Source organism: Curtobacterium sp. NPDC087082 (assembly GCF_044745045.1).
Taxonomy (GTDB): Bacteria; Actinomycetota; Actinomycetes; order Actinomycetales; family Microbacteriaceae; genus Curtobacterium.
Genome location: NZ_JBIUZN010000002.1, coordinates 173717 through 199323 on the forward strand (window position 1 = coordinate 173717; position 25607 = coordinate 199323).

General features: G+C 71.2%; 21 protein-coding genes. 7 read left to right on the top strand and 14 right to left on the bottom strand.

The window, feature by feature from the left end; translation table 11 throughout:
- Positions 1-87: 87 nt before the first annotated feature.
- Positions 88-2229 carry an acyltransferase family protein gene (locus ACIPEP_RS06165; protein ID WP_402716767.1) on the top strand — a complete coding sequence of 714 codons (2142 nt, stop codon included), beginning with the start codon at positions 88-90 and terminating at the stop codon, positions 2227-2229.
- A gap of 26 nt (positions 2230-2255) precedes the next feature.
- Positions 2256-3443: a MalY/PatB family protein gene (locus tag ACIPEP_RS06170; RefSeq protein WP_402716768.1), complete on the top strand. Its 1188-nt coding sequence runs from the start codon at positions 2256-2258 to the stop codon at positions 3441-3443.
- A gap of 9 nt (positions 3444-3452) precedes the next feature.
- Here ACIPEP_RS06170 and nagB read toward each other — a convergent pair whose 3' ends face one another.
- Complete coding sequence (nagB, locus tag ACIPEP_RS06175; protein WP_402716769.1) at positions 3453-4238, bottom strand: glucosamine-6-phosphate deaminase; 786 nt, start codon at positions 4236-4238, stop codon at positions 3453-3455.
- A 61-nt stretch (positions 4239-4299) separates the two neighbouring features.
- Between nagB and ACIPEP_RS06180 the strand changes: the two genes are divergently transcribed.
- A complete protein-coding gene (locus ACIPEP_RS06180; protein WP_309777185.1) occupies positions 4300-4779 on the top strand; it encodes an NUDIX domain-containing protein in 480 nt (159 codons plus the stop codon).
- Positions 4780-4840: 61 nt separating this feature from the next.
- On the opposite strand, the gene ACIPEP_RS06185 is transcribed toward ACIPEP_RS06180, so the two are convergent.
- From ACIPEP_RS06185 to ACIPEP_RS06200, 4 genes are read right to left on the bottom strand one after another with little or no spacing between them, the layout of a single operon-like run.
- Positions 4841-5911 (bottom strand): ABC transporter ATP-binding protein, encoded by a 1071-nt coding sequence (locus ACIPEP_RS06185; RefSeq protein ID WP_402716770.1) that lies wholly within the window; start codon positions 5909-5911, stop codon positions 4841-4843.
- Positions 5908-6816: an ABC transporter permease gene (locus ACIPEP_RS06190; RefSeq protein WP_229085249.1), complete on the bottom strand. Its 909-nt coding sequence runs from the start codon at positions 6814-6816 to the stop codon at positions 5908-5910. The genes ACIPEP_RS06185 and ACIPEP_RS06190 overlap by 4 nt, the downstream gene beginning before the upstream one ends.
- Entirely contained in the window at positions 6813-7799 is a 987-nt protein-coding gene (locus ACIPEP_RS06195) for an ABC transporter permease (protein ID WP_402716771.1), read from the bottom strand. The genes ACIPEP_RS06190 and ACIPEP_RS06195 overlap by 4 nt, the downstream gene beginning before the upstream one ends.
- A gap of 5 nt (positions 7800-7804) precedes the next feature.
- Complete coding sequence (locus ACIPEP_RS06200) at positions 7805-8947, bottom strand: ABC transporter substrate-binding protein (protein WP_402716772.1); 1143 nt, start codon at positions 8945-8947, stop codon at positions 7805-7807.
- 219 nt (positions 8948-9166) lie between these two features.
- Between ACIPEP_RS06200 and ACIPEP_RS06205 the strand changes: the two genes are divergently transcribed.
- Together ACIPEP_RS06205 and ACIPEP_RS06210 are read left to right on the top strand one after the other, a co-directional pair.
- A complete protein-coding gene (locus tag ACIPEP_RS06205; RefSeq protein ID WP_402716773.1) occupies positions 9167-9604 on the top strand; it encodes a YdeI/OmpD-associated family protein in 438 nt (145 codons plus the stop codon).
- Positions 9605-9657: 53 nt separating this feature from the next.
- Complete coding sequence (locus ACIPEP_RS06210) at positions 9658-10503, top strand: hypothetical protein (protein WP_402716774.1); 846 nt, start codon at positions 9658-9660, stop codon at positions 10501-10503.
- 274 nt (positions 10504-10777) lie between these two features.
- Here ACIPEP_RS06210 and ACIPEP_RS06215 read toward each other — a convergent pair whose 3' ends face one another.
- The 7 genes from ACIPEP_RS06215 to ACIPEP_RS06245 all read right to left on the bottom strand — a co-directional run bounded on the left by ACIPEP_RS06215 (position 10778) and on the right by ACIPEP_RS06245 (position 22239).
- Positions 10778-13891, bottom strand: a complete 3114-nt coding sequence (locus ACIPEP_RS06215; protein ID WP_402716775.1) for an alpha-mannosidase — start codon at positions 13889-13891, stop codon at positions 10778-10780.
- A gap of 31 nt (positions 13892-13922) precedes the next feature.
- Complete coding sequence (locus tag ACIPEP_RS06220; RefSeq protein ID WP_181015180.1) at positions 13923-14753, bottom strand: carbohydrate ABC transporter permease; 831 nt, start codon at positions 14751-14753, stop codon at positions 13923-13925.
- Between the two features lie 68 nt (positions 14754-14821).
- A complete protein-coding gene (locus tag ACIPEP_RS06225) occupies positions 14822-15772 on the bottom strand; it encodes a carbohydrate ABC transporter permease (RefSeq protein WP_083295172.1) in 951 nt (316 codons plus the stop codon).
- A 113-nt stretch (positions 15773-15885) separates the two neighbouring features.
- Positions 15886-17244, bottom strand: a complete 1359-nt coding sequence (locus ACIPEP_RS06230) for an extracellular solute-binding protein (protein ID WP_229085244.1) — start codon at positions 17242-17244, stop codon at positions 15886-15888.
- Positions 17245-17365: 121 nt separating this feature from the next.
- Positions 17366-18205, bottom strand: a complete 840-nt coding sequence (locus ACIPEP_RS06235; RefSeq protein ID WP_402716776.1) for a PhzF family phenazine biosynthesis protein — start codon at positions 18203-18205, stop codon at positions 17366-17368.
- A 129-nt stretch (positions 18206-18334) separates the two neighbouring features.
- A complete protein-coding gene (locus ACIPEP_RS06240; protein ID WP_402716777.1) occupies positions 18335-20806 on the bottom strand; it encodes a lamin tail domain-containing protein in 2472 nt (823 codons plus the stop codon).
- Positions 20807-20994: 188 nt separating this feature from the next.
- Entirely contained in the window at positions 20995-22239 is a 1245-nt protein-coding gene (locus ACIPEP_RS06245) for an ROK family transcriptional regulator (protein WP_070417759.1), read from the bottom strand.
- Positions 22240-22347: 108 nt separating this feature from the next.
- Between ACIPEP_RS06245 and ACIPEP_RS06250 the strand changes: the two genes are divergently transcribed.
- Both ACIPEP_RS06250 and ACIPEP_RS06255 read left to right on the top strand, forming a co-directional pair.
- Positions 22348-22806: a GNAT family N-acetyltransferase gene (locus ACIPEP_RS06250; RefSeq protein WP_070417757.1), complete on the top strand. Its 459-nt coding sequence runs from the start codon at positions 22348-22350 to the stop codon at positions 22804-22806.
- Complete coding sequence (locus ACIPEP_RS06255) at positions 22803-23138, top strand: MGMT family protein (protein WP_070417756.1); 336 nt, start codon at positions 22803-22805, stop codon at positions 23136-23138. The genes ACIPEP_RS06250 and ACIPEP_RS06255 overlap by 4 nt, the downstream gene beginning before the upstream one ends.
- A 9-nt stretch (positions 23139-23147) precedes the next feature.
- On the opposite strand, the gene ACIPEP_RS06260 is transcribed toward ACIPEP_RS06255, so the two are convergent.
- Together ACIPEP_RS06260 and ACIPEP_RS06265 are read right to left on the bottom strand one after the other, a co-directional pair.
- Entirely contained in the window at positions 23148-23573 is a 426-nt protein-coding gene (locus ACIPEP_RS06260; protein WP_071294760.1) for a DUF805 domain-containing protein, read from the bottom strand.
- Between the two features lie 120 nt (positions 23574-23693).
- Positions 23694-25502 (bottom strand): ABC transporter ATP-binding protein, encoded by a 1809-nt coding sequence (locus ACIPEP_RS06265; RefSeq protein WP_374474842.1) that lies wholly within the window; start codon positions 25500-25502, stop codon positions 23694-23696.
- Positions 25503-25607: the final 105 nt, after the last annotated feature.

Here is a 25607-nt window from a genome sequence, read left to right on the forward strand (position 1 = left end):
GCGACCAGCGGATCGACCTATCGATATTTGATATATTCACGGCTACAATGGGACGCGCTGCACCTGCCCGACCCCGATGGAGGCCGCATGACCACCGACGCCCCCGCGCGCCAGCGCGCCAGGCTCCGATCGACGGCACCGCACCGATTCCGCACGGACATCGAGGGCCTCCGCGGCGCCGCGGTGCTCGTCGTCCTCGCCTACCACGCGTTCGGGCTCCCCCGGGGTGGCTTCACCGGCGTCGATGTCTTCTTCGTCATCTCGGGCTTCCTCATCACCGGGATCCTCCTCCGTGAAGTCGACCGGACGGGCCGCGTCTCGATCATCGGCTTCTACGGTCGACGCGCACGGAGGATCCTCCCCGCAGCGCTGCTCGTGCTCCTCGTCACGGTGACCGGATCGGCACTCGTCTGGTTCAGCCCGCGGGCCTGGGCCATCGCCCTCGACGGGATCGCCTCTGCGCTCTTCGTCCAGAACTGGCACCTCATCGCGGAGGGCACCGACTACCTGCACGCGACCGATCCGGCGAGCCCGCTGCAGCACTTCTGGTCGCTGGCGGTCGAGGAACAGTTCTACGCCGTGTGGCCGATCGTGATGGTGCTGGCCACCGTTCCCTCTGCGCGCCGGGTGCTCGGGCGCCGCGGTCCGCTCATCGTCGCGGTCGTCCTGACCGCTGCCTCGATGACGTTCGCCGCTGTCGAGAGCACGATCTCCCCGAGCATCGGGTACTTCGACAGCGTCTCCCGGGCCTGGGAGCTCGGAGCCGGCGCGGTGCTCGCCATGGCCGGCCCGGTGCTCGGTCGGCTGGCACCACGCGTGCACACCGTGCTCTTCTGGACCGGGCTCGCCCTGATCGCCGCCAGCGCCTTCCTCGTGACGTCGGGCACCGCCTTCCCGTGGCCGTCAGCGCTCGCGCCGGTCGTCGGCACCGTCCTCGTCCTGGCCGCCGGCGATCGGGTCGGGCGGTCCGGAGCCGTGCTGCGCAACCGGCCGTTGCGGTGGGTGGGCAGGATCTCGTACTCGCTGTACCTCTGGCACTTCCCCGTGGTGGTGATCGTCGCGGGCGTGTACGGCACCGGCGTCCTCCCGATGTCGATCGCGGTACTCGGCTCGCTGGCGCTCGCGGCGGCCAGCGAACGCTGGGTCGAGCGGCCGTTCCTCCGGTCGGCCCCCCGGCGCCACCGGTCCGACACGGGCGATCGTACGCGTGCGCGCCGTGTGGTCGAAGCTTCCCTCGCGAGCGTGACGATCGTCGTGCTCGGAGCACTCAGCCTCGATCAGCTCCGCGGAGCGTCGGTGTTCAGGCCAGCACAGGAACTCGCGGCGCGCATCACCGACGGGGCACCCGCCGATTCCACTCCCCGTGCAGCGTTCACCCCGGACGACCTCCCCGGACGGGTCTCGCAAGCCGTCCAGGACGCCGCCGCGGGCCGCACGGAGTCGAGCCTCGTCCGCGCGGCGACGCCGGAGTCACTGGCCCCTGCACTGGCCGCGGACGGATGCCGGAACGGGCTCCACGACGGCGACATCACCGATCCCCGAACCTGCGAGTGGGGTGCACCAGATGCTCCCAAGACCGCCGTGGTGATCGGCGACTCCGTGGCCCTCAGCTGGACACCGGCCGTCGTCTCCGCGCTCGACGACGACTGGCGGGTGATCGCAGTCGGGTACGCGTTGTGTCCGGTCGGCCGGTTCACCCCGGGTGTCATCGGCACGCAGCTCCGGTACCCCGGACAGTGCGAGCGAGCCCAGCAGGCGATGCTCGACGCGGTCGCCGACGTGCGGCCCGACCTCGTGATCGCGTCGTCCGCGGAGTCCTACCCGGAGCACATGCAGGTGCCGTCGGGTTCCACGGCGGCCGCGGCGTGGCAGCGGTCCACCGAGGACAGCCTCCGTGCGCTCGAGGCATCCGCAGGCCGTGTCGTCCTGCTCGAGGGCACCCCCGACGTCGACTCCCCGACCGCGTGTGCCAACCGGATCACCGGCGTCGCGGAGTGCACCGGCACCGTCCGGCCGATCGTCGCGGAGAAGCGCGCCGCCGAAGAACGCGCCGTGTCCGCAGTCGGCGGCGACACGCACTACGTCCCGACCACGAGCTGGCTGTGCACGCCCGAGGGAGCATGCCCGCTGATCATCGACGGCACCCTGGTCCGGCCGGACCCCCTGCACCTCACGGCGGAGATGTCGGAGCGTCTCGGGGCCGTCATGCGCGACGCACTCGGCGTCTGACCGGGCCGCGCTGCGAGGATGGCCGCATGAGCGTCATGGTCTCCCTCTTCGATGCGCACCGCACCCGCACCAGCGAGAAGTACACGGCCTACCCGCCGGACGTGCTGCCGATGTTCGTCGCGGAGATGGACAGCATGCTCGCCGAACCCGTGCGGGACGCCCTCGTGGCCGCGGTCACGAACGGCGACACCGGGTACGTCGGGCACGGCCGGGCGCTCCCCGAGGCGTTCGCCGACTTCGCCGAGGCCCGCTGGTCGTGGCGCCTCGACCCGGACCTCGTGCGGACCACCACGGACGTCTCGGTGGCTGCGGTGGAGACGCTCCGCCGGGTCATCGAGCCCGGGGACCAGGTCGTCATCATGCCGCCCGTGTACCCGCCGTTCTGGGAGTACGTCGCCGAGGCCGGTGGCTCCGTGACCGAGGTCCCGCTGCTCGCACCCGAGGGCACCGCGGACCCGTTCGACACGACGGCCGGGTGGCGGATGGACCTCGACGGGATCGGCCGGGCGTTCGCGGACGGGGCCCGCACGGTGCTGCTCTGCAACCCGCACAACCCCCTCGGACTCGTCCACACCCGCGAGGACCTCGCCGCCCTCGCCCGACTCGCCGCCGAGTGGGACGCCGTGGTCGTCTCGGACGAGATCCACGCGCCGCTCGTGCACGCGGACGCGACGTTCACGCCCTTCCTCGACTCCTGCCCCGAGGCGGCGGAGCTCGGGGTCACCCTGACGAGCGCGAGCAAGGCGTGGAACCTCGCGGGGACGAAGTGCGCCCTGATGGTCGGCGCCTCCGAGCGTGCCCGCGCCTGGTTCGACGGCATGCCCGGCGAGGTCGTCGAGCGCACCGGGATCCTCGGGTACACCGCGAGCGTGGCGGCGTTCAGCGAGGGCGGACCCTGGCTCGCGTCGCTGCTGACCGAGCTCGCCGCCAACCGCCGCACCCTGGCCGAGCGACTCGGTGACGTGCTGCCCGGCACCGGGTACCGGCAGCCGCAGGCGTCCTACCTGGCGTGGCTCGACCTGCGGGCGCTCCCGTGGGGTGACGACCCCGCAGCCCTGCTCGTCGACGAGGCGAAGGTCGCGCTCGGCGGCGGACCGGACTTCGGGCGCCAGGGGGCCGGGTTCGCGCGACTCAACTTCGGGTGCTCGGCGGAGACCCTCGACGACGGACTCAGCCGCCTGCACACCGCGTTCGAACGACGTGCAGGCGGCTGATCCGCGGCCCTACTCGAACAGCTGCCAGGCCGGCTTGTTCGCGTACGTGTACGTGTAGTAATCGGCGAGCTTGAGGCCCGCCGCGGCGTCCTCGTCGACGACGACGGTGGCGTGCTCGTGCAGCTGCAGCGCGGACCCGGGGACGAACGACGACAGCGGCCCCTCGACCGCGGCGGCCACGGCGTCGGCCTTCGACGAGCCCTGGGCGACGAGGACGAGCTCACGGGCCTCGAGGATGGTGCCGAGCCCCTGCGTCATGCAGTGCGTCGGGACCTGGTCGAGGCTGTCGAAGAACCGGGCGTTGGCCTCGCGCGTGGACGGGGCGAGGGTCTTGATGCGAGTGCGGGACGCGAACGACGACGTCGGCTCGTTGAACCCGATGTGCCCGTTCGCGCCGATCCCGAGGATCTGCACGTCGACCCCGCCCGCGGCACGGATCGCGGCGTCGTACTCCTTCGCCGCGAACTCGAGGTCGGACGCGCGGCCGTCCGGGACCCGCACGCGGGAGGGCTCGAACCCGAGCGGATCGATGACGTCGCGCTGGATCACCGAGGCGTACGACTCGGGGTGCTCGAGCGGGATGCCGACGTACTCGTCGAGGGCGAACGCGCGGGCCTCGGCGAACGAGATCTCCCCCGCGTCGACACGACGCTGCAGGTCGGCGTAGATGCCCTGCGGGCTGGACCCGGTGGCGACACCGATGACGGCGGACGGCTTCTTCGCGACGACGGAGGCGATCTTGGCCGCGGCGACGCGACCGACCTCAGCCGGCGTGGGCAGGATGATGATCTCCACGGTGACAGCCTACTGGTCATGACCAGTCCGCGACAGGGTCCCGTGTCGGTAGCGTGGCGGCATGCCCACGCCTGACTTCGTCCTGTCCCTCCGCTCGAAGATCGGGAACGAGCCGCTCTGGCTCACCGGGGTCACCGCCGTCGTGACGCGCGGCGAGGGCCCGGACCGTGAGCTCCTCGTCGTGCGCCGGGCCGACAACCACGCGTTCACGCCGGTCACCGGCATCGTCGACCCCGGCGAGGAACCCGCGGTCGCCGCCGAACGCGAGGTCCTCGAGGAAGCCGACGTCGTCGCCGTCGCCGAGCGCCTCGCGTGGGTGCAGGTGCTGCCGGAGATGACGTACCCGAACGGTGACCGGGCGCAGTACCTCGACCTGGTGTTCGCCTGCCGGTACGTCTCCGGGGAGCCCTTCCCCGCCGACGGTGAGAACACCGAGGCCTTCTGGGCGCGGCTCGACGCGCTGCCGGAGATGCCCGCGACCATGCGGGCACGGATCGAGGCGGCCCTGTCCGACGACCCGGCCACGCGCTTCCAGCGCTGACCCGACGGGACGGGAGGCGCGGTGCGGGCCCGCACCGCGCCTCCCGTCCGGCAGTTCGCGGCTACGCGAGCGGGGCGACCGCCACGGGCGCGCCGAGCAGGCGCACGGCGACGGACTCGCCGGCCGCACGACGGTCGCCGACCTCGTGCTGCACCGTCACCACGGTGTCGTCGTCGAGCCGGACCGTGGTGCGCCGGATCGACCCGAGGAAGCTCGAGGCCACGACCGTGCCGGTGACGCCCTCCGAGGCGAAGGCGACGTCCTCCGGGCGGACGTAGGCGAGCACCGGGCCGTCCGGCACCGAGGCGTCGAGCGCCGGGACGCTGAACCCGTAGACGAACACGTCGCCGCCACGCAGGTCCCCGCGGAGCCGGTTCGACTGCCCGACGAAGTCCGCCGTGAACGCCGAGGACGGGGACCGGTAGAGCTCCTCGGGCGTGCCGATCTGCTCGATGTCGCCGGCGTTCATCACCGCGATGCGGTCCGAGACGGCGAGCGCCTCCTCCTGGTCGTGGGTGACGAACACGGTCGTGATGCCGAGGTCGCTCTGGATGCGGCGGATCTCGTCGCGGAGGGTCACCCGCACCTTGGCGTCGAGCGCGGACAGCGGCTCGTCGAGCAGGAGCACACGGGGCCGGGTGACCAGGGCCCGGGCGAGGGCGACGCGCTGCTGCTGGCCGCCGGAGAGCTGGTGCGGGTAGCGGTCGGCGAACTCGGCGAGGTGCACCATGTCGAGCGCGTCGATGACCTGCTCGCGGCGCGCGGCTGCGGGGACCCGGCGCATCTCCAGGCCGAACGCGACGTTCTGCCGCACGGTCATGTGCGGGAACAGCGAGTACTGCTGGAACACCATGCCGATGTCCCGCTTGTCCACCGGGGTGCCCGCGACGTCGACGCCGTCGATGCGGATGGAGCCGGCGTCGATGGCCTCGAGGCCGGCGAGCGCCCGGAGCGCGGTCGTCTTGCCGCAGCCCGAGGGCCCGAGCAGCGACACGAACTCGCCGGGTTCGATGCGGAGCGACAGGCCGGCGAGGGCACGGTGCGCGCCGTAGTGCTTCTCGACGCCGTGCAGCTCGACGGTCGCGCCGTCGGTGGCGAGCGATGCCGGGGCGGCGGGGGCGGTGACGGTCATGCGGACTCCTTCGGGGCACGGCGACGGCGGGAGCCGACCCGGCCGATGACGACGAGCAGCACGAATCCGAAGACGAGTGCGCCCAGCGAGAAGATCGCGGCGACGTAGGGGTCGGTCGACTGCACGAGCAGGAGCGCCGTCTGGAACGTCGTGCGGGAGAGGAACGAGGCGAGGGTGTACTCGCCGAGGACGACCGTGATGGTCAGGAAGCAGGCGGCGGTGATGCCGCGGCGGAGGTTCGGCAGGAGCACCCGCCACGTGACGGTCCACCACGACGCGCCGAGCGACCGGGCGGCCTCGGAGAGCACGGCCATGTCCATCGCGGTGATGGCCGCGGCGATCGGTCGGAACGCGAAGGGCAGCGAGACGATGCCGATCGCGAACGACAGGGTCCACGCGCCCGAGCCGAAGACCTGGGCGACGACCTGGTACACGGGGATGAACCCGACGACGAGGACGACCACGGGGACGGTGATCGGCACGATGCACACGAACTCGAGGACCCGACGGAGCCGCGGGTACCGCAGGGCCGTGATGATCTGGGCCGGCAGCAGGACGAGCAGCACGATCCCCACGGTGATGAGCGCGATGAGCAGGGATGCCCCGAGTCCGTCGAACACCGGCTGGTAGGTCGCGGCGTTCACCGGGTCGACGAGTGCGCCGTAGTGCGCGAGCGTCAGGCTGCCGTCCGTCCCCTGGCGGAAGGTGAACTGCGCGAGGGCGACGAGCGGCACGGCGAACACGAGGCCGACCACGACGAGCACGATCGCGGCGGTGACCCGTGACGGGGCCGCGCCGAAGCGGCCGGGGCGAGCCGCGCCTCCTGGCCGACGACGGGACGACGGGCGCGACGGACGCGACTCACCCGACCCACGCGACGGACGCACCGGGGCGGCCGCGCTCATCGCTGCCACCTCGATGCCCGACGCTGCAGCAGCGAGTACGCGCCCATCACGACCGCCATGACGACGACCATGCCGAAGGCGAGCACACCGGCGACGTTCTGCAGCCCGATGATCGTCTCGCTCGTGAGCTGCGTGCGGATGGTGAGCGGCACGATCCCGCCCTGGGAGATCAGGGCCGCCGCGGTGGCGAACGACGAGAACCCGTTCGCGAAGAGGAGCAGCAGCGATCCCCAGAACGCCGGCGCGAGCACGGGCAGGCCGATGCGGCGCCAGTACGTCGCGCGGGAGGCGCCGAGGGTGGCGGCGGCTTCACCCCACTGGGTCTTGACGCCCTCGAGTGCGGGCATGAACGTGAGGACCATCAGCGGCACCTGGAAGTAGACGTAGGGGATGACGAGCCCGGGGACCGTGTAGAGGAAGGTGCCCTCGGCGTTGAGGTCGATGTGGAAGACGGACACCAACCACGTCGTGACGAGGCCCTGCGCGCCGATCGTGGCGATGAACGCGAACGCGAGCATGACGCCACCGAACTGGGCGAGGACGCTCGCGGCGGAATCGATCACGGACCGGACGAGCCCGTCGGGTCGGAGCGCGGCGAGCGCCCAGCACACGATCGCCCCGACGACGGCACCGATCACGGCGGACACGGCCGACAGGGCGAACGAGCCGCCGAAGGCACGGATGACCGACGGGTCGGCGAACGCGGCGAGGTTGGCGAACGTGAACGCGCCGTCGCTCGTGAAGAAGCCGCTGCCGATCGCGACCACCGCGGGGACCGCGAGGAACAGCAGGACGTAGGCGGCGAACGGGGTGAGGCCGAGCCACGCGATGCCGCCGCGGCGCCGGACACGGGGTCCGGCGACGCGGCGGGCGGTGGCATCGGCCGGCTGCTCGCTCGTGACGAGCGTCGCCCCGGCGACCGGTGCCGATGCGGTCGTGCCCGCCGCGGGGGCGGGCACACCCGGTGCCGATGCGGTGGTCATGCTGCTCAGGAGCCCATCGTCGAGGCCCACTTCGCCGACAGCACCTTCGCCGCGGCGGTGACCTGCTCGTCGGTCAGCTCGACGTAGTCCTTCGGCGCGCCACCGGCGGCGTCGAGGGCGTCCTGGTCGACCTTGCCCGACTTCTCGAGCGCGGCGAGGGTGGACGGGAAGGCGCCGGCCTGGAGGTACAGGTTCTGCACGTCCGGGCTGGCGATGTACTCCTGCCAGAGGCGCGCAGCCGCGGGGTGCGGGGCGTCCTTGTTGATCGCCTGCGAGTAGTACGAGCCGAGCGCCTGGCCCTCGGGGACGACGGTCTTCCAGTTCTTGTTCCCGCTCGCGCCGGCCGCCGGGCCCCACGCGAGGTTGTTGTAGGACCACTGGATCACGACGGGCGTCTCACCCGAGGCGACGGTCGCCTGCGACGGCAGCACGTTCTGGAAGTTGCCCGCCTGCTTCAGCTTGCCGAAGTAGTCGACGCCCTTCGTGATGTCATCGGCCGAGCCGCCGTTCTCGAGCGCCGCGAGGTACACCGCCGACGCGGCCTGGTTCGCCTGGGTCGGGTCGCCCGCGATCGAGACCTTGCCCTTGTACTCGGAGCCGAGCAGGTCGTCCAGGTCCTTCGGGGCGTCCGTGATCTTCGACGAGTCGTAGCCGATCGACATCAGGCCCGTGTAGTCGCGGGTCCAGGCGCCGTCCTCGTCCTTGAGGTCCGAGGGGATGTCGCTCCAGTTCGCGACCTTGTAGTCGGTCAGGAGGTCGAGGTTCTGCTGCAGCACGGCGTTGCCGAGGTCGAGCACGTCCGGTGCCGTCGACTGGCCCTTCTGCGACTTCACCGCGGCGACCTCGTCGGCGCTCGAGCCGTTCGGGTTCGCGGAGGTGATCTTGATGCCGTACTTCTTGGTGAAGCCGTCGATGATCTTGCCGTAGTTGGCCCACGACGGCGGCAGCGCGATGACGTTGAGCTGCCCCTCCGCCTTGGCGGCCTTCACGAGGGCGTCCATGCCACCGGCGGACTCGGCGCTCGTGGCGCTCTTCCAGTCGGTGTCGTCCTTGGTCGTGCTGGCGGAGCTCGTGGCCGAGCAGCCGGCGAGGGTGACGATGGCGGCGGCGGCCAGGGCGATGCCGGCGAGGGTGCGCTTGTGCTGCACGGGGTGTGCCTTTCGGGTGCTGTGGTGCGTCGGGGTGGACCGGGGTCCGGGTCCTGGACGATCGTGGACGCGTCCGGTTTCCGGCCAGTGCTGCGGCGGTGAACGGCGGCGGAACAGCGGGTTCGCCTGTACGGTTTCGCTTGTCGGCACAGGCGCCGGCACCGGCGTCGGCCCGCATCGGGCCGGCCGGGTCAGCCCGGTTCAGTCCAGGAGGCACGGATGCAGTTCACGACGACCGTCCTGCAGGCGCGGAAGACGGCCACCGGCCTGCCGGTCCCGTCCGACGTCGTCGACGCGCTGGGCGCGGGGCGCCGCCCACCCGTGGTCGTCACCCTGAACGGTGCCTACACGTACCGGTCGTCGATCGGCGTGATGAACGAGCAGTCCCTCGTCCCGCTGTCGGCGGAGCACCGTGCCGCCTCCGGGGTCGCGGCCGGCGACACCGTCGAGGTCACGATCGAGGTCGACACGCTGCCCCGCGTCGTCGACCTGCCGGAGGACCTCGCATCGGCGCTGCAGGAGGCCGGGGTCCGAGCGGCCTTCGACACGCTGTCGAACTCGCGGCAGCGGGCCCTCGCCGACCCGGTCGTGCAGGCGAAGTCCCCGGAGACTCGTGCGCGTCGGATCGCGAAGGCCGTCGAGTCCCTGCGCTCGTAGGCGCGCCGGGCAGTGACGCGGGCGGCGCACGCTCGCAGGCGAAGATATGTGGCATGTCATCAGCGAGCGGCGTCGTCCGGTTCCCCGCACATCGTCAGTACGAGGCGCTCCGCATCGAGGCGAGCAACGCGCTCATGGGACTGCTGGCCGGCGCCCAGCTGTCGAACCACCTCCTGCAGCTGAACCGCGGGTCGGAACGGCTCCTGCCCGAGGTCTACCCGAACGTTCCCCACATCCGGCGGTTCAACCTCACGGCCGACGCAGCGAGCGACATCCTCGGCGAGGCTGACGTCCACCTCGGTGCGATGAGCATCGCGTACGCGCTCGCCCTCCATGAGGACCACATGAAGACGAGCCTGCTCATGCTCGCCGAGGCCGGGGTGCTCTCCCGCCGACGCGCGCGGGACGCTCACGCGGCAGGGCAGCACGGACTCCTGGAGGAAGCGTGCGGGGACACGCTCGACTCTGTCCCGCTGCAACAGCTGGACGTGCTCAGGCGTATGCGCAACGCGGTGATCCACGACGGCGGGCGCGTGGGCAGCGGTCTCGTCGGCAGCATCGCCTCCCTGTCACCGGAAGCCTTGGCCGGGTGGACGAAGGTCGCCAAGAACGATCCGGCGACGCTTCGAGTAGGAGATCGCCTCCGATTCGGTCACGGCGAGATGCTGCTCGCCCTCGCGGTGACGAAGAACGTCGAGCGGGATTCCAACCGGCTCCTCCAGCTCGGGTTGCCCAGGGCGGAGTGGATCCGCATCGCCGTGGACGATGCGCTGGCGTCGGTACCGGACGTCCTGCGCGGGAACGCTGCGAATCGCAAGGTGCACGGGTTCACCCGCCACCACTACGGTCCGCTCGCGATCGAACGCCACGAAGTGGACACCGCGTTGGTGTCACGGTGAAGAACAAAACGGGGCTCTTCTCGTTGAGCTACGGTCTCCCGCCGGGACTTGCACCCGGGTCTCCGCGTTTCTGTGAAGTCCCCGGTCGTGAACCGGGCGCGGCCCGAGCCGAACTCCTGCGCTCAAGGCTACAGCAAACGCCGCCGATGCCGGAGGTCGACGAGTCGTTCGACGCACTGAGGCGACCCGCGCCTCCCGGACGCAGCACGGCGCCGGACGGAACGCACCCGTGTCCCGTCCGGCGCCGCGGTCCTTCGCGCGCGAGCCCGCTGCCTCAGGCCCGACGCACCCGGAGGGTCACGATCTCGAAGGGCCGGAGCGTGAGCACGACCGGCTCCCCCGACTCCCACGAGTCCCCCAGCGGGCGTTCCAGCAGGTCCACCGCCGCCACCCCGGCGACGTCGAACCCGAAGTCGACGCCGACGTCGGCCGCGCGACCGCCCGACGCCTCGTAGAGCCGCACGACGACGTCGCCGGAGCGGTCCTCGGCGAGCTTCACCGCCTCGACGAACACCTGCGGCGACGACACCGTGACGAGCGGGTCGACCGTGGTCGTCCCCTCCACCGTGCGCACCGGCAGGTTGAGCCGGTACCCGGCATCGGCGGCGTCGAGCACCGAGGCGCCCACCCGCAGTACCGTCCGGAACACGTGGTGCCCCTGGTCGGCGTGCGGGTCCGGGAACGTCGGGGCCCGCAGCAGCGACTCCCGGACGAGCGTCGTGGTGCCGCCGTCGGCACGGGTGTTCCGGGTGATGTCGTGTCCGTAGGTGGAGTCGTTGGCGACGGCGACGCCGAACCCCGGCTCGGCGACGTGCACCCAGCGGTGGGCGCTGGTCTCGAAGCGGGCCATGTCCCACGAGGTGTTCTGGTGGGTCGGGCGGTCGATGTGGCCGAACTGGATCTCGCTCGACGCCGACGCCGCGCGGACGTCGAGGGGGAACGCGAGCTTGAGGAGCTTCTGGCGCTCGTGCCAGTCGACCTCGGTCACGATCGTGAGCTCGGACTGGCCGGCGACGGCGGAGTACCGAGTCGTCAGGGTCGAGGACCCGAAGGACCGCGACACGACGAGTTCGTCGCCGGACACCTCGACCGAGGACGCCTCCAGCACCGTGCCGCTGCGCTGGTAGGCGCGGTCGATGTCCCACGCCTCCCACTGGTTCGGGGTGTCGCGGAACACGGTGTACTCCGCGGCGGCCGCACCCGGGGCGACGGCGTCGCGTCCGGACGCGTGGTCGACGAGCGACACGACGTGACCGGCCGCGTCGATGGTCGCCGTGACGACACCGGTGTCGAACACGAAGCGGTCGCCGTTCCGGACGGGAGGCACGGCTCGCGGTTCGTCGCCCAGCGAACCACCCAGGGCGGTTGCGTCTCCCGCCGCGATCGGCGAGGCGTTGAAGCGCACGACGTTCCCGCTCGAGCCGCTACCGCCGGCGGCGTCCGCCCCCGACGGTGCGTCCAGCAGGGCGCTCCCACCGCCGGCCCGGGCGGTGGACGACGCACCGACCCCGGCGAGCGCCGCGGCACCGCCGTTCGCGAGCGCCGTCGTGGCGTTGCCGATCAGGCCTTCGAGCACACGGGCGACCTCGGCGTAGTTCGCCTCGGCGTTCTCGTAGACCCAGGCGATCGAGGAGCCGGGCAGGATGTCGTGGAACTGCTGCAGGAGCACGGTGTGCCAGGCCTGCTCGAGCTCCTCGTACGGGTAGTCGAGTCCGAGTCGGACGGCGGCGGTGGACGCCCAGAGCTCGGCCTCGCGGAGCAGGTGCTCGGAGCGCCGGTTGCCCTGCTTCGTGCGGATCTGGGACGTGTACGTGCCGCGGTGGAACTCGAGGTACATCTCGCCCGACCACACCGCCGGCGTCGGCAGTGCGGCCTCGATCTCCTCGAAGACCTGCGCCGGGGTGCCGAGGTCGACCCGGGGGGACCCGTCGAGGTCGTGCTGGCGTCGGGCGGCGGCGACCATCTCGCGGGTGGGTCCGCCGCCGCCGTCGCCGAAGCCGTAGAGCAGCATCGAGGTGTTCGCGACGCCGCGCTCCTTGTTCTGCCGTTCGCCGCGGTGCAGGTCGGCGGGTGAGACGTCCGAGTTGTAGGTGTCCGCCGGGGGCAGGTGCGTGAGGACCCGGGAGCCGTCGATGCCCTCCCAGTGGAACGACGTGTGGGGGATGACGTTCGTCTCGTTCCACGAGGGCTTCTGCGTGACGAACCACTTCGAGCCGGCGGCGCGGACGATCTGCGGCAGGGCTCCGGAGTACCCGAACGAGTCCGGGAGCCACGCCTCGGGGGTGTCGATGCCGAACTCCTCGAGGAAGAACCGCTTGCCGGCGACGAACTGCCGCGCGAGGGCCTCACCGCCGGGGAGGTTCGTGTCCGACTCGACCCACATGCCGCCGACCGGGATCCACCGGCCCTCGGCGACGCGTTCCTTGATGCGGGCCCAGATCGACGGGTAGCCGTCCCGGATCCAGGCGTACTGCTGCGCCGAGGAGCAGGCGAACGTGAAGTCGGGGTCGCGGTCCATCAGGTCGAGCACGTTCGAGAAGGTGCGGGCGCACTTCCGGACGGTCTCGCGCACCGGCCAGAGCCACGCCGAGTCGATGTGCGCGTGGCCGACGGCGATCGCCCGGTGCGCGGCGGCGCTGGCCGGCACGGCGAGGACGGGCGCGAGGACCGCTCGTGCGTCGGCGGCCGTCCCGGCGACGTCGTCCGGGTCGAGGGCGTCGGCGGCGCGTTCGAGCACGCGCAGGACGTCCGCGCCGCGGGTGCCGTCGGTGGGCAGCTCGGCCATCAGGCCGCGGAGGACCCAGAAGTCCTGCTGGAGCTCCCACACGGTGTCGTCCCGCTCGACGATCTCGAGCGCCTTCACCTTGTAGATCGGCTTCGTCCCGGCCGTGGAGCGCGACCCGAGCGGGGTCGCCCCCTGGAACGAGTCGCCGCCGATGTCCGGGTTCGCCGCGGCCTCGACGTAGAGCTCGAAGGACTCACCGGGACCGACCTCGAGCGGGACGGTGTCGTTCTTCGGCTCGATGCCCTTGACGGTCGTGCCGTCCGGTCGCCACGCGAGCCCCTCGGCCTGGAACCCGGGGTGGCGCTTCGTGAAGCCGAGGTCGACCCGGAGCTCCGCCGTGGTGCCCGGCGCCGTCCCGAAGTCCTCGGGCACGGTGCCGCGGATCCGGAACCAGGTGGTCCCCCACGGTCGGCCGCCCCAGGAGCCGCCCACCGTGAACGGCTCGTAGTCGGCCGCGACCGCGACGTCGAACGGGACCGGTTCGTCCGGCACGGTCCAGGCGGCGATCTCCACCGGTGCGGACCGGCGCAGGACGGCGGGGTCGATGCGGTCCCGGACGAGCCGGGCGATGCGGGCTTCGACGAGGGGTTCGTCGTGGTGCATGGAGGTGGTTCCTTTCCAGCAGGGACGGGTGTCAGCCCTTGATGCCGCCGGCGAGGGCGTTGCCGCCGCCGAGGCCCCGGGACACGAGCACGTAGAGGGCGATGACGGGCACGGAGTACACGATCGAGAACGCGGCGAGCTGCCCGTACGCGACCGCCCCGTTCTGCCCGAAGAAGTTGAAGATGCTCACCGCGGCGGGCACCTTGTCGGGCGAGAGGAGCAGGACGAAGGGGACGAAGAAGTTCCCCCAGGCCTGGATGAACACGAAGATGAACACCACGGCGATCCCCGGGCGCATGAGCGGGATCACGATGCGGGTCAGGGTCGTCATCATCGAGGCACCGTCGGTCCACGCCGCTTCCTCGAGTGACACCGGGACCGAGTCCATGAAGTTCTTCGCCATCCAGATCGCCATCGGCAGCGAGGTGGCGGCGAGGAAGAAGATGCAGCCCCACACGTTGTCGATGAGGTTGAGCGACACGAACAGCGCGTAGACGGGCACCATCATGGCGGTGATCGGCAGGCCGGTCCCGAACAGGATGCTGTACAGGAACGGCTTGTTGACCCGCATCTTGTAGCGGGACAGCGGGTAGGCGGCGAGCAGCGCGAACACCACGGTGACGACCGCCGTGCCGCCGGAGAGCAGCAGGCTGTTCGCGAGCGGGATGAACGACAGCTCCGGCGTGAGCACCTTCGTGAAGTTGTCGAGCGTGAACTGCGTCGGCATCTTCACGGACAGCGACGCCTGGGTGTCGACCGACGCGAGGACGAGCCAGAGCAGCGGGACCGCGAAGCACACCGCGATGACGAGCAGCACGACGTTCGACACCCAGCGCATCGTCCGACCCCGCGGGGAGGTCATGTGCAGCGAGCCCGGTGCGGTCACCGAACGGGTGGTGGTCTGGTCGAGGGACGGGGCAGTGATGGCCATCAGTCCACCTCCGGCTTCAGTGCCTTGATGTAGATGATCGAGAAGACCGCGCCGACCACGAGCAGGATCGTCGCGATCGCCGTCCCGAAGCCGAGCTGCGAGAACTTGAACGCCTCTTGGTAGGCGAGGATCGGCAGGGTCGACGAGTTGGTCCCGGGACCGCCGCCGGTCATGACGAAGATCAGCGTGAAGACCGACAGCGTCTGCAGCGTCGTCAGCATGAGGTTCGTCGAGATCGACCGGCGGATGACCGGCAGGGTGATGTAGACGAGGCGCTGCCAGCCGGCGGCTCCGTCCACCTCGGCGGACTCGGTGATCTCCTCGGGGACCTCCTGCACGGCGGCGGAGTAGACGAGCATCGAGAAGGCCGTACCGCGCCAGATGTTCGCCAGGATGACGGCGAGCATCGGGTACGTGTAGAGCCAGTTCGGGCCGCTGATCCCGATCGACCGCAGGAACTCGTTGAGCGTGCCCTCGTCGTTGAAGAACGCGTACGCGGCGAACGAGGCGACGATCTCGGGCAGGACCCACGCGGCGACGACGAACGTGCCCACGATCGCGCGGACGGCCTTGTTCGCCGAGCGCATGAGCAGGGCGAGCCCGAGCCCGAGCACGTTCTGGCCCACGACCGCGGACGCGAGCAGGAACACGATGGTGAGGATGACGGACTTCGGGAAGTCCGGGTCCTGGAACAGCTCGACGTAGTTCTGGAAGCCGACGAACTGCTGGTCGGCGGCGCCGACCCCGGTCAGCGCCGAGTTGGTGAACGACCCGTAGAACGACGAGATGACGGGGCCGAGCAGGAAGATGACGAGGAGGACGACGGCGGGGAGGAGCGGGACCGCTCGTCCCACGTTCCGCAGCGGCTTCCGCTTGCGCGGGACCGGCGGATCGGTGCGCTTCGGCGCACCGGGCGCCGACAGCGTCGGCGCGAGGGGGGTGCTGGACACGGTGGTTGCCTTCCGGGTGCGGAGAGGGGTTCCGAAGGTGGGTGGGGTCGGACGGGAGGCGCGGCGCACGACGCGAGCCGCGCCTCCAGTCCGTCAGGTGGTCGCCGCAGCGATCAGCCGGAGACCGTGTTCTCCTTGCCGACCACCTGTTCGACGGCCTTGTCGTAGGCGGCGGCCGCCTGCTTCGGCGTCTGCTGCCCCGTCATCACCGCCTCCATCGCGACCTGGATCGCGTTGGACACCTGCGAGTAGTCACTCGTCGCCGGGCGGAAGTTGGTGTGCTCGACGAGCCCGGAGAAGAACTTGAACGTGGGGTTCGCGTCCGTGTAGGCGGTGTCCTCGGCGACGTCCTTGCGGACGGCGATCTGGCTGTTCTCGCTGTCGTACTTGAGCGACCCGTCCTTGTCGAGGAACTTCGCGATGAAGTCGAACGCGGCCTGGGGGTTCTTCGAGTTCTTGCCGACCGCGAGGGTCCAGCCACCGGACATCGAGTTGTAGCCGGGCTCCTGGCCGTTCTGGGTCGGCATCGGCGCCTGGCCCATCACGTCGTTCCACTCGGCCCACGGAGCCGTGCCGGACTTCAGCCACGTGCCGGACTGCCAGGACCCGTCGAGGTCGATGGCGAGCTTGCCCTGCGGGAGCCACGTCTGGGCGATGGTCGTCCCGACGTTCGTGTCGAGCGCCTGCTGCGGTGTGGGTCCGAGGTCACCCTGGTAGACGTCCTTGATGAACTGCAGCGAGTCCTCGAACTGCTTCGAGCCGGTGACCCACTTCTTGTCCTTGTAGAGCGTGTTGCCGGAGCCGTCCGCGCCGTACAGGAGCATCTCGAAGCCCTGCATCGTCGAGGCCTCGCCCTGCGCCTTGCCCGAGTAGATGTTGAACGGGATGATGTCGGGCTTCTTGTCCTTGATCGTCTTCGCGGCCGCGAGCACGTCGTCCCAGGTCTTGGGCTGCCACGGGACGGGCAGGCCGACCTCCTTGAAGATGTCCTTGTTGTACCAGAGGGCCCGGGTGTCGGTGCCCATCGGGACGCCGTAGATCTTGCCGTCGTCGCCCTGCCCGGCCTGCTTGGCGTTGTCGTAGAACTGGCTCCAGTCCTTCCACTTCGCCGTGTACTTGTCGAGCGGCAGGAGGTAGCCCGCCTCGGCATCGGCCTTGATGAGGAAGGTGTCCTCGTACATGACGTCCGGCGCGGTCGCCGGCGCCTTGTTCATGAGCGCGAGCTTCGTGTAGTAGTCGTTGCCCTGGGCCTGGATGGGGACGAGCGTGACCTTCTTGCCCGGGTTCTCCTTCTCGTACTCCGTCTTGACGACCTTCATCTGGGCGTCGAGCTGCTGGAAGGCACCGAACTTCTGGTACGCGATCTTGATGGTGTCGCTCGAGGCGGAGCCTGAGCTGGAACAACCAGCCAGACCGACCGCGGCGACTGCCACGGCTGCGAGTCCGGCGATGATTCGGGTGCGGCGTTTCATCGGTGCTCCTTTGCACGGGATGTTCGCGGGCTCCGTCACCCGCGCGCAGGATTACTCCACCGTATTGACTTATCCGTGTCAAGAGCTGTGGCGTGTCGATTCGGTCACGCTCCCGGACGGCTCAGACCCGAGTGGCACCGCCCGTGACCGTGATGCCGCCGGTCGCCGGGACGTCGACGAGCAGCACGCTCGGCCGTCCGACGTGGCGTCCCTGCCGGATCACCACGCGGTCGCCGGGCTGCACGGCCCCGATCTCGCGCAGGTACGCGCCGGTCGACGCCGCCGCCGAACCGGTCGCCGGGTCCTCGGTGATCCGGCCGGCCGGGAAGAGGTTGCGCGCCTCGTACTCCAGCGCGTCGGTGCGGTGCAGGACCGTGACCGTCCCCGCCCAGCCGGCCTCGCGCTTGAGGGCCGCGAGGGGCTCCGGGGCGAAGCGGAACTGGTGGAACAGCTCGACGTCGGCGAGCACGACGACCGGGTGCCAGTTGCCGGCGAAGGACTCGAGCACCGGGAAGCCTGCCGCGACGTCGTCGACCGTCAGGCCGAGCAGGGCGAACAGGCGGTCGCGGAGGTCGGGGTCGAGCGGCCGGGACGCCGGCTGGACGCTCGTCATCGCGACCTGCACGCTGCCGTCCGGAGCGGTCGTGGCGTCGAGGGCGATCTCCCCCGCGGCGGTCGTGAACACCCGGCGCCCGAGGCCCTCGCGCTCGGCGAGCACCACGGCCGTGGCGATCGTGGCGTGGCCGCAGAACGGGACCTCGGCCGCCGGCGAGAAGTACCGCAGGCGCGGGCCCGTGGCGGTCTGCCCGGTGACGAAGGCGGTCTCGGGGTACCCGACCTCCTGCGCGATCGCGAGCATCTCGTCAACGGAGAGGTCCGCCGCGTCGAGCACGATGCCCGCGGGGTTGCCGCCGCCCGGCTCGGCGGCGAAGGCGGTGTACCGGAGGATCTCGTTGTGCACCCTGCGACCGTACCGCCGCGGGCGCGTGGGCCTCGCGGGCCGATCGCGGGCGAGTGGCCCGCGGGCGCGCGTTCGTGAGCAGGAATGGTCGGGTCCGCATCACGAACCCGACCATTCCTGCTCACCGGATCACTCCGAGGCGGGGGTCCCCCGGCGCCGACGGAGCACGAGCACGCCCGCACCGGCGGCCAGGAGCAGGAACGCCGCCACGGCGCCGACCCCGAGCCCCTCGGCACCCGTGAACGCCAGCGCACCGGTCACGGGGTCGATCGTGATCGTGGTCCAGCCCAGCACCGTGCCGTCCTCGGCGGTCACCACGATGCGGTGTTCGCCCGCGGGGGCGTCGGCCGGGATGGTCGCCGTGACCGTGCCGTCCGCCGCGACCGTGGCGGTCTCGAGCAGCGTCGGCGTGGAGAACATCCAGACGTGCACCTCCTGCCCGGCGTACCGGGTGCCGACGCCGATCGTGATCGTCTCGCCGGGGCGCGCCGTGGCCGGGGCGGTGAGCGTGCCGCGGTTCGCCTCGGTCAGGGACGACTCGGACGGTGCGGCGGGCGCACCCGAGGGCGAGGTGCCCGCTCCGGGGGTGGAACCACCGGGCGCGGTGTCACCCGGGGCGGTGTCACCCGGGGCGGGCGTCGACCCACCACCCGGCGTCGGCGTCGGCGTCGTGCCACCGTCGCCCGGCGTCCCGCCGTCGCCCGGCGTCCCACCGTCGCCCGGCGTCCCACCGTCGCCCGGCGTCCCACCGTCGCCCGGGGTCGACGAGTCGCACGGGTAGGTGCCCGTCCGGAGCGAGAACCCGTCCGTGTCGTTGTCGTCGGCGTAGAACGTCGCCCGCGAGCCACCCGTGCAGACACCCGAGATCGCGAAGCCCTCGTTCGCCAGCGTCCGGTCGGCGTTCGACGGCGCCTCGTACACGGTCGTCGCCGCGAAGGCCCCGTCGGCCACCTCGTACAGCGCCGTCCGGCCCGAGCACGCGTCGTCGCAGACCACCCAGAGCGCGTCCAGCGTCGGGTCGAACTGGACGTCCGCGACGACGGAGAACGGCGTCGCGATCGTGGCCACCCGCTGGAAGGCACCGTCGGACATCAGGGCGTACGCGTACACGCTGGCCGTGCCCTCGACGCCGACGAAGAACAGCCCGTCGCCGTGTCCGGTGTAGGTCGCCGGCGTGTACGCGGCGCCGGTGTGCTCGTCCGCGAAGCCGTGCGCGGTGAGCCAGGAGTCCGGGACCCAGGTGACGCCCTCGAGGCCCGCGTTCGCGCCGAGCCCGGGGAAGTCCGCCGAGAGGTTCCACTCGTCGGTGGCGTCCAGCGTCGACTGGGAGCCGTCGGACGTGGCGAAGCGCAGGACGGCCGGGCGGCTCGTGGACGACACGTCGTTGTTCCGCTCGGTCGAGACGTAGACCGCGCCGGGGTCGTCCGACGTGACGGTGACGCCCTCGGCATCCGGGGTGCCAGAACCGTCGGCGTAGTGCAGTTCCGTACCGGCCGCGTTCGAGGGCGCCCATCCGCCCTCGCCGTCGGACACGAGGTGGTAGAGCAGCCCGTCCCCGTTCTGCACGGCCCAGAGCTGCCCGGCGGCCGAACCCGACGTCGAACCCGAGGTCGTCCAGTCGATGCCGCTCAGGTCACCGGTGAAGGTGTCCTCGTCGTCGAGCACCCGCTCGTCCGGACCGCCGGGCCACGCCTCGGCGGTGACCACCCCGGCGAACCGGTTCGCGGTGCCCTTGGTCGGCACCGAGGTCTCCGCGAACGCGCCGGTGCCGTCGGGGTTCCGGCCGTACGTCGTCGCGGCGTGCGCGCTCCACGTGTACGAGTCGACGACGTCGCCACGAGGATCGAAGACCCGCGCCGAGTCCGCCTTGCCCAGCCCGAACCCGAAGTCCTGCTCGTCGAGGACGGTGAAGCCGCCCGGTGCGACGGTCGTCCCGTTCGGGATCGTGTACGCGTGCGTGTCGTCGCTGTCCCGGAACACGTACCCGCCGAGGTCGACCGTGGTCGTCCCGACGTTCGTCAGCTCGACCCAGTCGCCCGGGGTCCCACCGTCGGACTCCACCTCGTTGATGCGCACCGGCGAGGAGCAGTCGTTCGCCGCACCCTTCGTCGACGCCGTGGTGTCCACGAGCGCGCCGGTCCCGTCCGGGCAGCGCCCGTACGTCACCGCGGCGTGCGCCGTCCACGAGTACCGCAGCACGAGGTCGCCCGCCGGGTCGTAGACCCTGGCGGTGTCGGCGCCGCCGAGCCCGAAGTCGAAGCCGGGAGCGGTCGCCGACACCTGGTCGATGACGAAGTACCCGCCGGCGGCGATGGTCGAACCGGCGGGCAGGACGTACGCCTCGTGCGAGCTGTCGTCGTCGAGGAACGCGTACCCGGACAGGTCGATCGCCGCCGACGAGGTGTTCCGCAGTTCGACCCAGTCGGTGTCGTCGCCGTTCGACTCGACCTCGTTCACGACGAGTCCGTTCGGGCTCGCGGCGCCCACGGACGGGTCGTCGTCACCGACGGCAGCGGAGGCGGGCGACGTCGTCAGCACGCCGGCGGCGACGACGAGGGCGGCGGCGACGGACGCGCCGAGGCGCAGAGCACGGGGATGCATGCAGAGTCCTTCTCGGGAGTTCGGGGGGGCCTGCACGACTGTTCAGCATCCGGGCATCCGGCCGGTGGCGGCGAGGTGAACGACAGGTGTCGCGCGCGACACGGGGAACGGCACCGTGTGTCGGACGGGAGGCGCGGGTCGGGCCCGCACCGCGCCTCCCGTCACGGGCTGGTCGCGACCGACCCCCGTCAGCGACGGATGAGGAGGGTGCTCGCCCGCGGCGACAGCGCCGCGTCGAGGACGAGGCAGGCCGCGCCGACCGCGGCCACGTCCGCTCCGCGACCGCTCTCGGTCACGACGACGGGGTGCTTCGGCACGAGCAGCGGCGAACCGACGATCGCCTCGCGCGCAGCGGGGAGGGCCGCACTCGCGATCCGCGACCAGAACGGGCCACCGAACACGACGCGGTCGATGTCGAGCAGGTTCACGATGAGGACGACGGCGTTGCCCATCACGGTCCCCGCCTCGGCCGCGAGCCCCACAGCGACCGGGTCCTCGGCGTCGATCGCCGCGCCGAGTGCGTCCCAGGCACGGTCGACCGCGGCGACGTCCGCGGGTGCGCCGCCGAGCGCGAGCCCCCGGGCCTGCGCGATGTGCACGAGGCGGTCCGGTGCCACCGCCGCACCGACCTCGCCCCGCGTGCCCTCGCCGTCCGGCGTCCCGGCGAGCGAGCCCTGGTCGACCATGATGTGCCCGGCGTCACCGGCGTTCGACCCGACCCCGCGGACGGGCTCGTGGTCGACGGCGAGGCCCACGCCGAAGCCCGTGCCGAAGTACACGAAGGCGAAGTTCCGCGCGGAGGACTCCCCGGCGAGGAACATCTCCCCCACCACGGCCGCCGTGACGTCCTTCTCGAGGAGCACCGGGTACCCGGTCGCCTCGGCGAGCGCGTCGCGCAGGGGGACGTCGCGCCACCGCGGCAGGAAGGGCGGGTCGAGCACCACGCCGGCGTCGACGTCGATGGGTCCGGGGCTGGCGATGCCCACCCCGAGCACGGCCTCGACGTCGACGCGCGCCCCCGAGACGAGCTCGTCGATCGCGGTCGCGATGGTCCGGACGACCTCGGACGGGTCGTCCGCGGTCGGGGTCGACGTGGTGCTCGACGCGACCACGGTGCCCGCGAGGTCGAGCAGCACGTACGTCACGACGGCCGGGTCGACGTGCACCCCGACGGCGTAGCGGCTGCCGGCCTCGAGCCGCAGGATCGTGCGGGGCTTGCCGCGACCGGACACGACCGTGCCGGACTCGGCGATCATCCCCGCCTCGATGAGGAACCGCGTCACGTTCGACACGGTCTGCGCGCTGAGGCCCGTGCGGGACGCGAGTTCGACGCGGCTCAGGCCGTCCGGCGAGCGGCGCACGGCGTCGAGCACCACCGTCCGGTTGAACCCGCCGATCGACGGGAGGTTCGCCCCGCGCCGATGCTCTGCCATGCCGCGACCATACCGCGCTGGTCGATCGTGCACGGTCGGCACAACGGTGCGGTATCGGTCTCCCGCCCCGCTGGCCCCCACACGGGTCGCACGGCTACCCTGAGCGGCATGACGGACCTCCGCCTCGAAGAACTCTCCGCGTCGACCGCTGCGGCGGCGAACTCCCTGACGCTCAAGCCCGGGCAGGAGCAGTTCGTGCAGCCGACGACCTACGGCGTCGCGGAGTCGGACGTGAAGCCGAGCTCGGCGTGGACGCGCGTGGTCCTCGACGGCGACGAGGTCGTCGGCATGATCATCGGCACCTTCGACGAGGACAACGCCGAGGAAGAACTGCGCAGCGCGATCTGGCGCGTCAACGTGTCCGCGACGGCCCAGGGCCGCGGCGTCGGTCGCTTCGCGGTGCACGGCCTCGCCGACGAGGCCCGCAACCGTGGGCTCGAGCGTCTCACGGTCGTGTACGAGCCCGGTGGCGACGACAGCCCCGAGGCGTTCTTCCGCGCCGTCGGGTTCGAGGTCGTGCGTGAGACCCAGTACGGCGACCACTTCGCGGTCCTGCAGTTGGTGTGACCGAGGCTCCCCCCGACGACTTCGGCGCAGCCGTCGCCGAGGTCGTCCGGCTCATCCCGGCAGGTCACGTGATGACCTACGGCGACGTGGCCGCGGCGCTCGGCTCCCGGGCGTCGCGTGCCGTCGGCAAGGTCATGGCGCACGAGGGCTCCGACCTGCCGTGGTGGCGCGTGGTGCGGTCCGGCGGTCTGCCCCCGGTGCACCACGAGGCCCGGGCGCACGAGCACTACCGCGCCGAGGGCACCCCGCTCGTGCAGGGGACGACGACCTGGAGGATCGACATGCGTCGGGCGCGCTGGTCACCCGCCACGGACGCGGACGACCCGTTCTGAGCGGCACCGTCACGCGTCGAAGCGTGTGCCCTTCGGGTTCGACGGCAGCAGGCACATGACGAAGAGCACGAGCGAGCCGATGCCGACCACCACGTGCAGGAACTGCCAGAAGCCCGAGAGGTTCGCGTCGTGCAGCCGTCGGGCGCCGAGGGCGAGGGAACCGATCAGCGTCGCCAACCCCCACAGCACGAACAGGTAGGAGCCGACCGGGTTCTCGAGCACCGGGGTGTCCGGCGTGAAGACCTGCGGCACGAGCTGCAGCACGAGGCCGATCGCGAGGGACGTGATCCACCACCACCAGAACTCGGAACGGGAGGCCCGCCCGGTGAACACGGTGTACTTCCGCCAGAACCGCCGGACGGCCTCGGTGAAGGGTGCCCCGTAGAAGGGGTCGCGCAGGGCCACGCCGCCGGGCTGCACGCTGTCGTCGCTCATGGGTCAACCCAACCACGTGGAACCACGAATCCGACGTGGAACCAGCGCGAGTGCGTGGTTCCACGTCGGATCCGTGGTTCGTCCGACAGGGCCGTCCGAGGGCGTCGATCGACGGTGCCGCTACACGAGTGAGTCCCGCCAGGCCGCGTGCAGCTGCGCGAACCGTCCGGTCCCGGCGATGAGGTCGTCCGGGGTGCCGTCCTCGACGATCCGGCCGTACTCCATCACGAGCACCCGGTGCGCGATCGCCACGGTCGAAAGCCGGTGCGCGATGATCACCGCGGTCCGGTCGGCGAGCAGCGTCTCAAGCCCCTCCTGCACGAGTCGCTCCGACGGGATGTCGAGCGACGCCGTGGCCTCGTCGAGGATGAGCACCTTCGGGTCCGCGATGAACGCCCGGGCGAACGACAGGAGCTGCCGCTGCCCGGCCGACACCCGGCCACCGCGCTTGTTCACGTCGGTGTCGTACCCGTCGGGCAGCGCCATGATGAACTCGTGCGCACCGACCGCCTTCGCGGCCGACTCGATCTCGGACCGTGACGCTCCCGGCTTGCCGAGCGCGATGTTGTCCGCGACGGTGCCGGAGAACAGGTACGCCTCCTGCGTGACCATGACGATCGCGCGGCGCATGTCCTTCGTGTCGAGGTCCCGCAGGTCCACGCCGTCGAGCTTGACCGAGCCCTGCGACGGGTCGTAGAAGCGCGCCATGAGCTTGGCGAGTGTCGACTTGCCGGCACCGGTCGACCCGACGAGCGCGATCGTCTGCCCCGCCGGGATGTGCAGGTCGAACTCGGGCAGGACGACCTTGCCCTTGTTGTACGCGAACACGACGTCGTCGAAGTCCATCTTCCCGGTGGCGTCCGGCAGCTTCACCGGCTTCGCGGGGTCCGGCACGCTCGGCCGCTCCTCGAGCACGCCCGAGATCTTCTCCATCGCGGCCGAGGCCGACTGGTACCCGTTGTAGAACATCGCGAGTTCCTGGGCCGGGTCGAAGAAGCGCTTGGCGTACAGCGCGACCGCGAGCAGCGCGCCGACCTCGAGCGTCCCGCCGACGATCCGGAAGCCGCCGACGACGACGACCGCGGCCAGTGTCACGTTGCCGATGAGCACGAGCACCGGGTCGAAGGTCCCGAACAGGTTGAACACCTTCGTGTTCGCCTGCCGGTAGTCCTCGACGTAGCCGCCGTACTCGTCGCGGTTGCGGGACTCCTTGCGGAACGCCTGCACCGCCCGGATGCCCGTCATCGTCTCGACGAAGTGCACGATCACGCGCGCCGAGGTGACACGGGTGGCACGGAACAGCGTCTGCGAGTTGGACTGGAACCAGCGGATCAGGAACCACAGCGGCACGAGCGACACCGCGAGCACGAGCCCGGACGTCGGGTCGAGCGCCACGAGTGCGATGGCGGTGAACACCATGTACAGCACGCCCTGGATGAGCTGGTTCAGCCCGGAGTCGAGCAGCTCGCGGATCGAGTCGAGGTCACTCGTCTGGCGGGAGATGATCCGACCGGACGTGTAGGTCTCGTGGAACTCGAGCGAGAGCCGCTGCGTGTGCAGGAACACCCGCTTGCGCAGGTCGAACAGGATCGCCTGGCTGATCCGCGCCGCCAGCACCGTGTACCAGGCCGTGAGCACGGCACCGAGCACCGCCACGACGATGTACGTCGCGACGACGCCGAACGCCGGCACCCAGTCGTTCTGCTCCATCACCGCCGGCAGCGCGTTGTCGATGCCCCAGGCGATGAGCGCCGGGCCCGCGACCGTGCCCGCGGTCGAGACCACGACCACGACGGCGAGGACGACGAGGCGGGCCTTGAGCGGCGCGGCGAGCGACCCGAGCAGGGCGAGGGAGCGGCGCCGCAGGCGCTTGCTCTCCGCCTTGGTGAAGTCCTCGCGCTCCTCGCCGCGCACGCCGAGCGTGGTGATCGACGCGGTGACGGGCGCGGCAGCCTGCGTGTCGGCGATGTCGTCGAGGACGGGATCCGCGCCTCCTGGACCGGCCGACGTGTCGACCGGAAGGTTCTTCTCCTG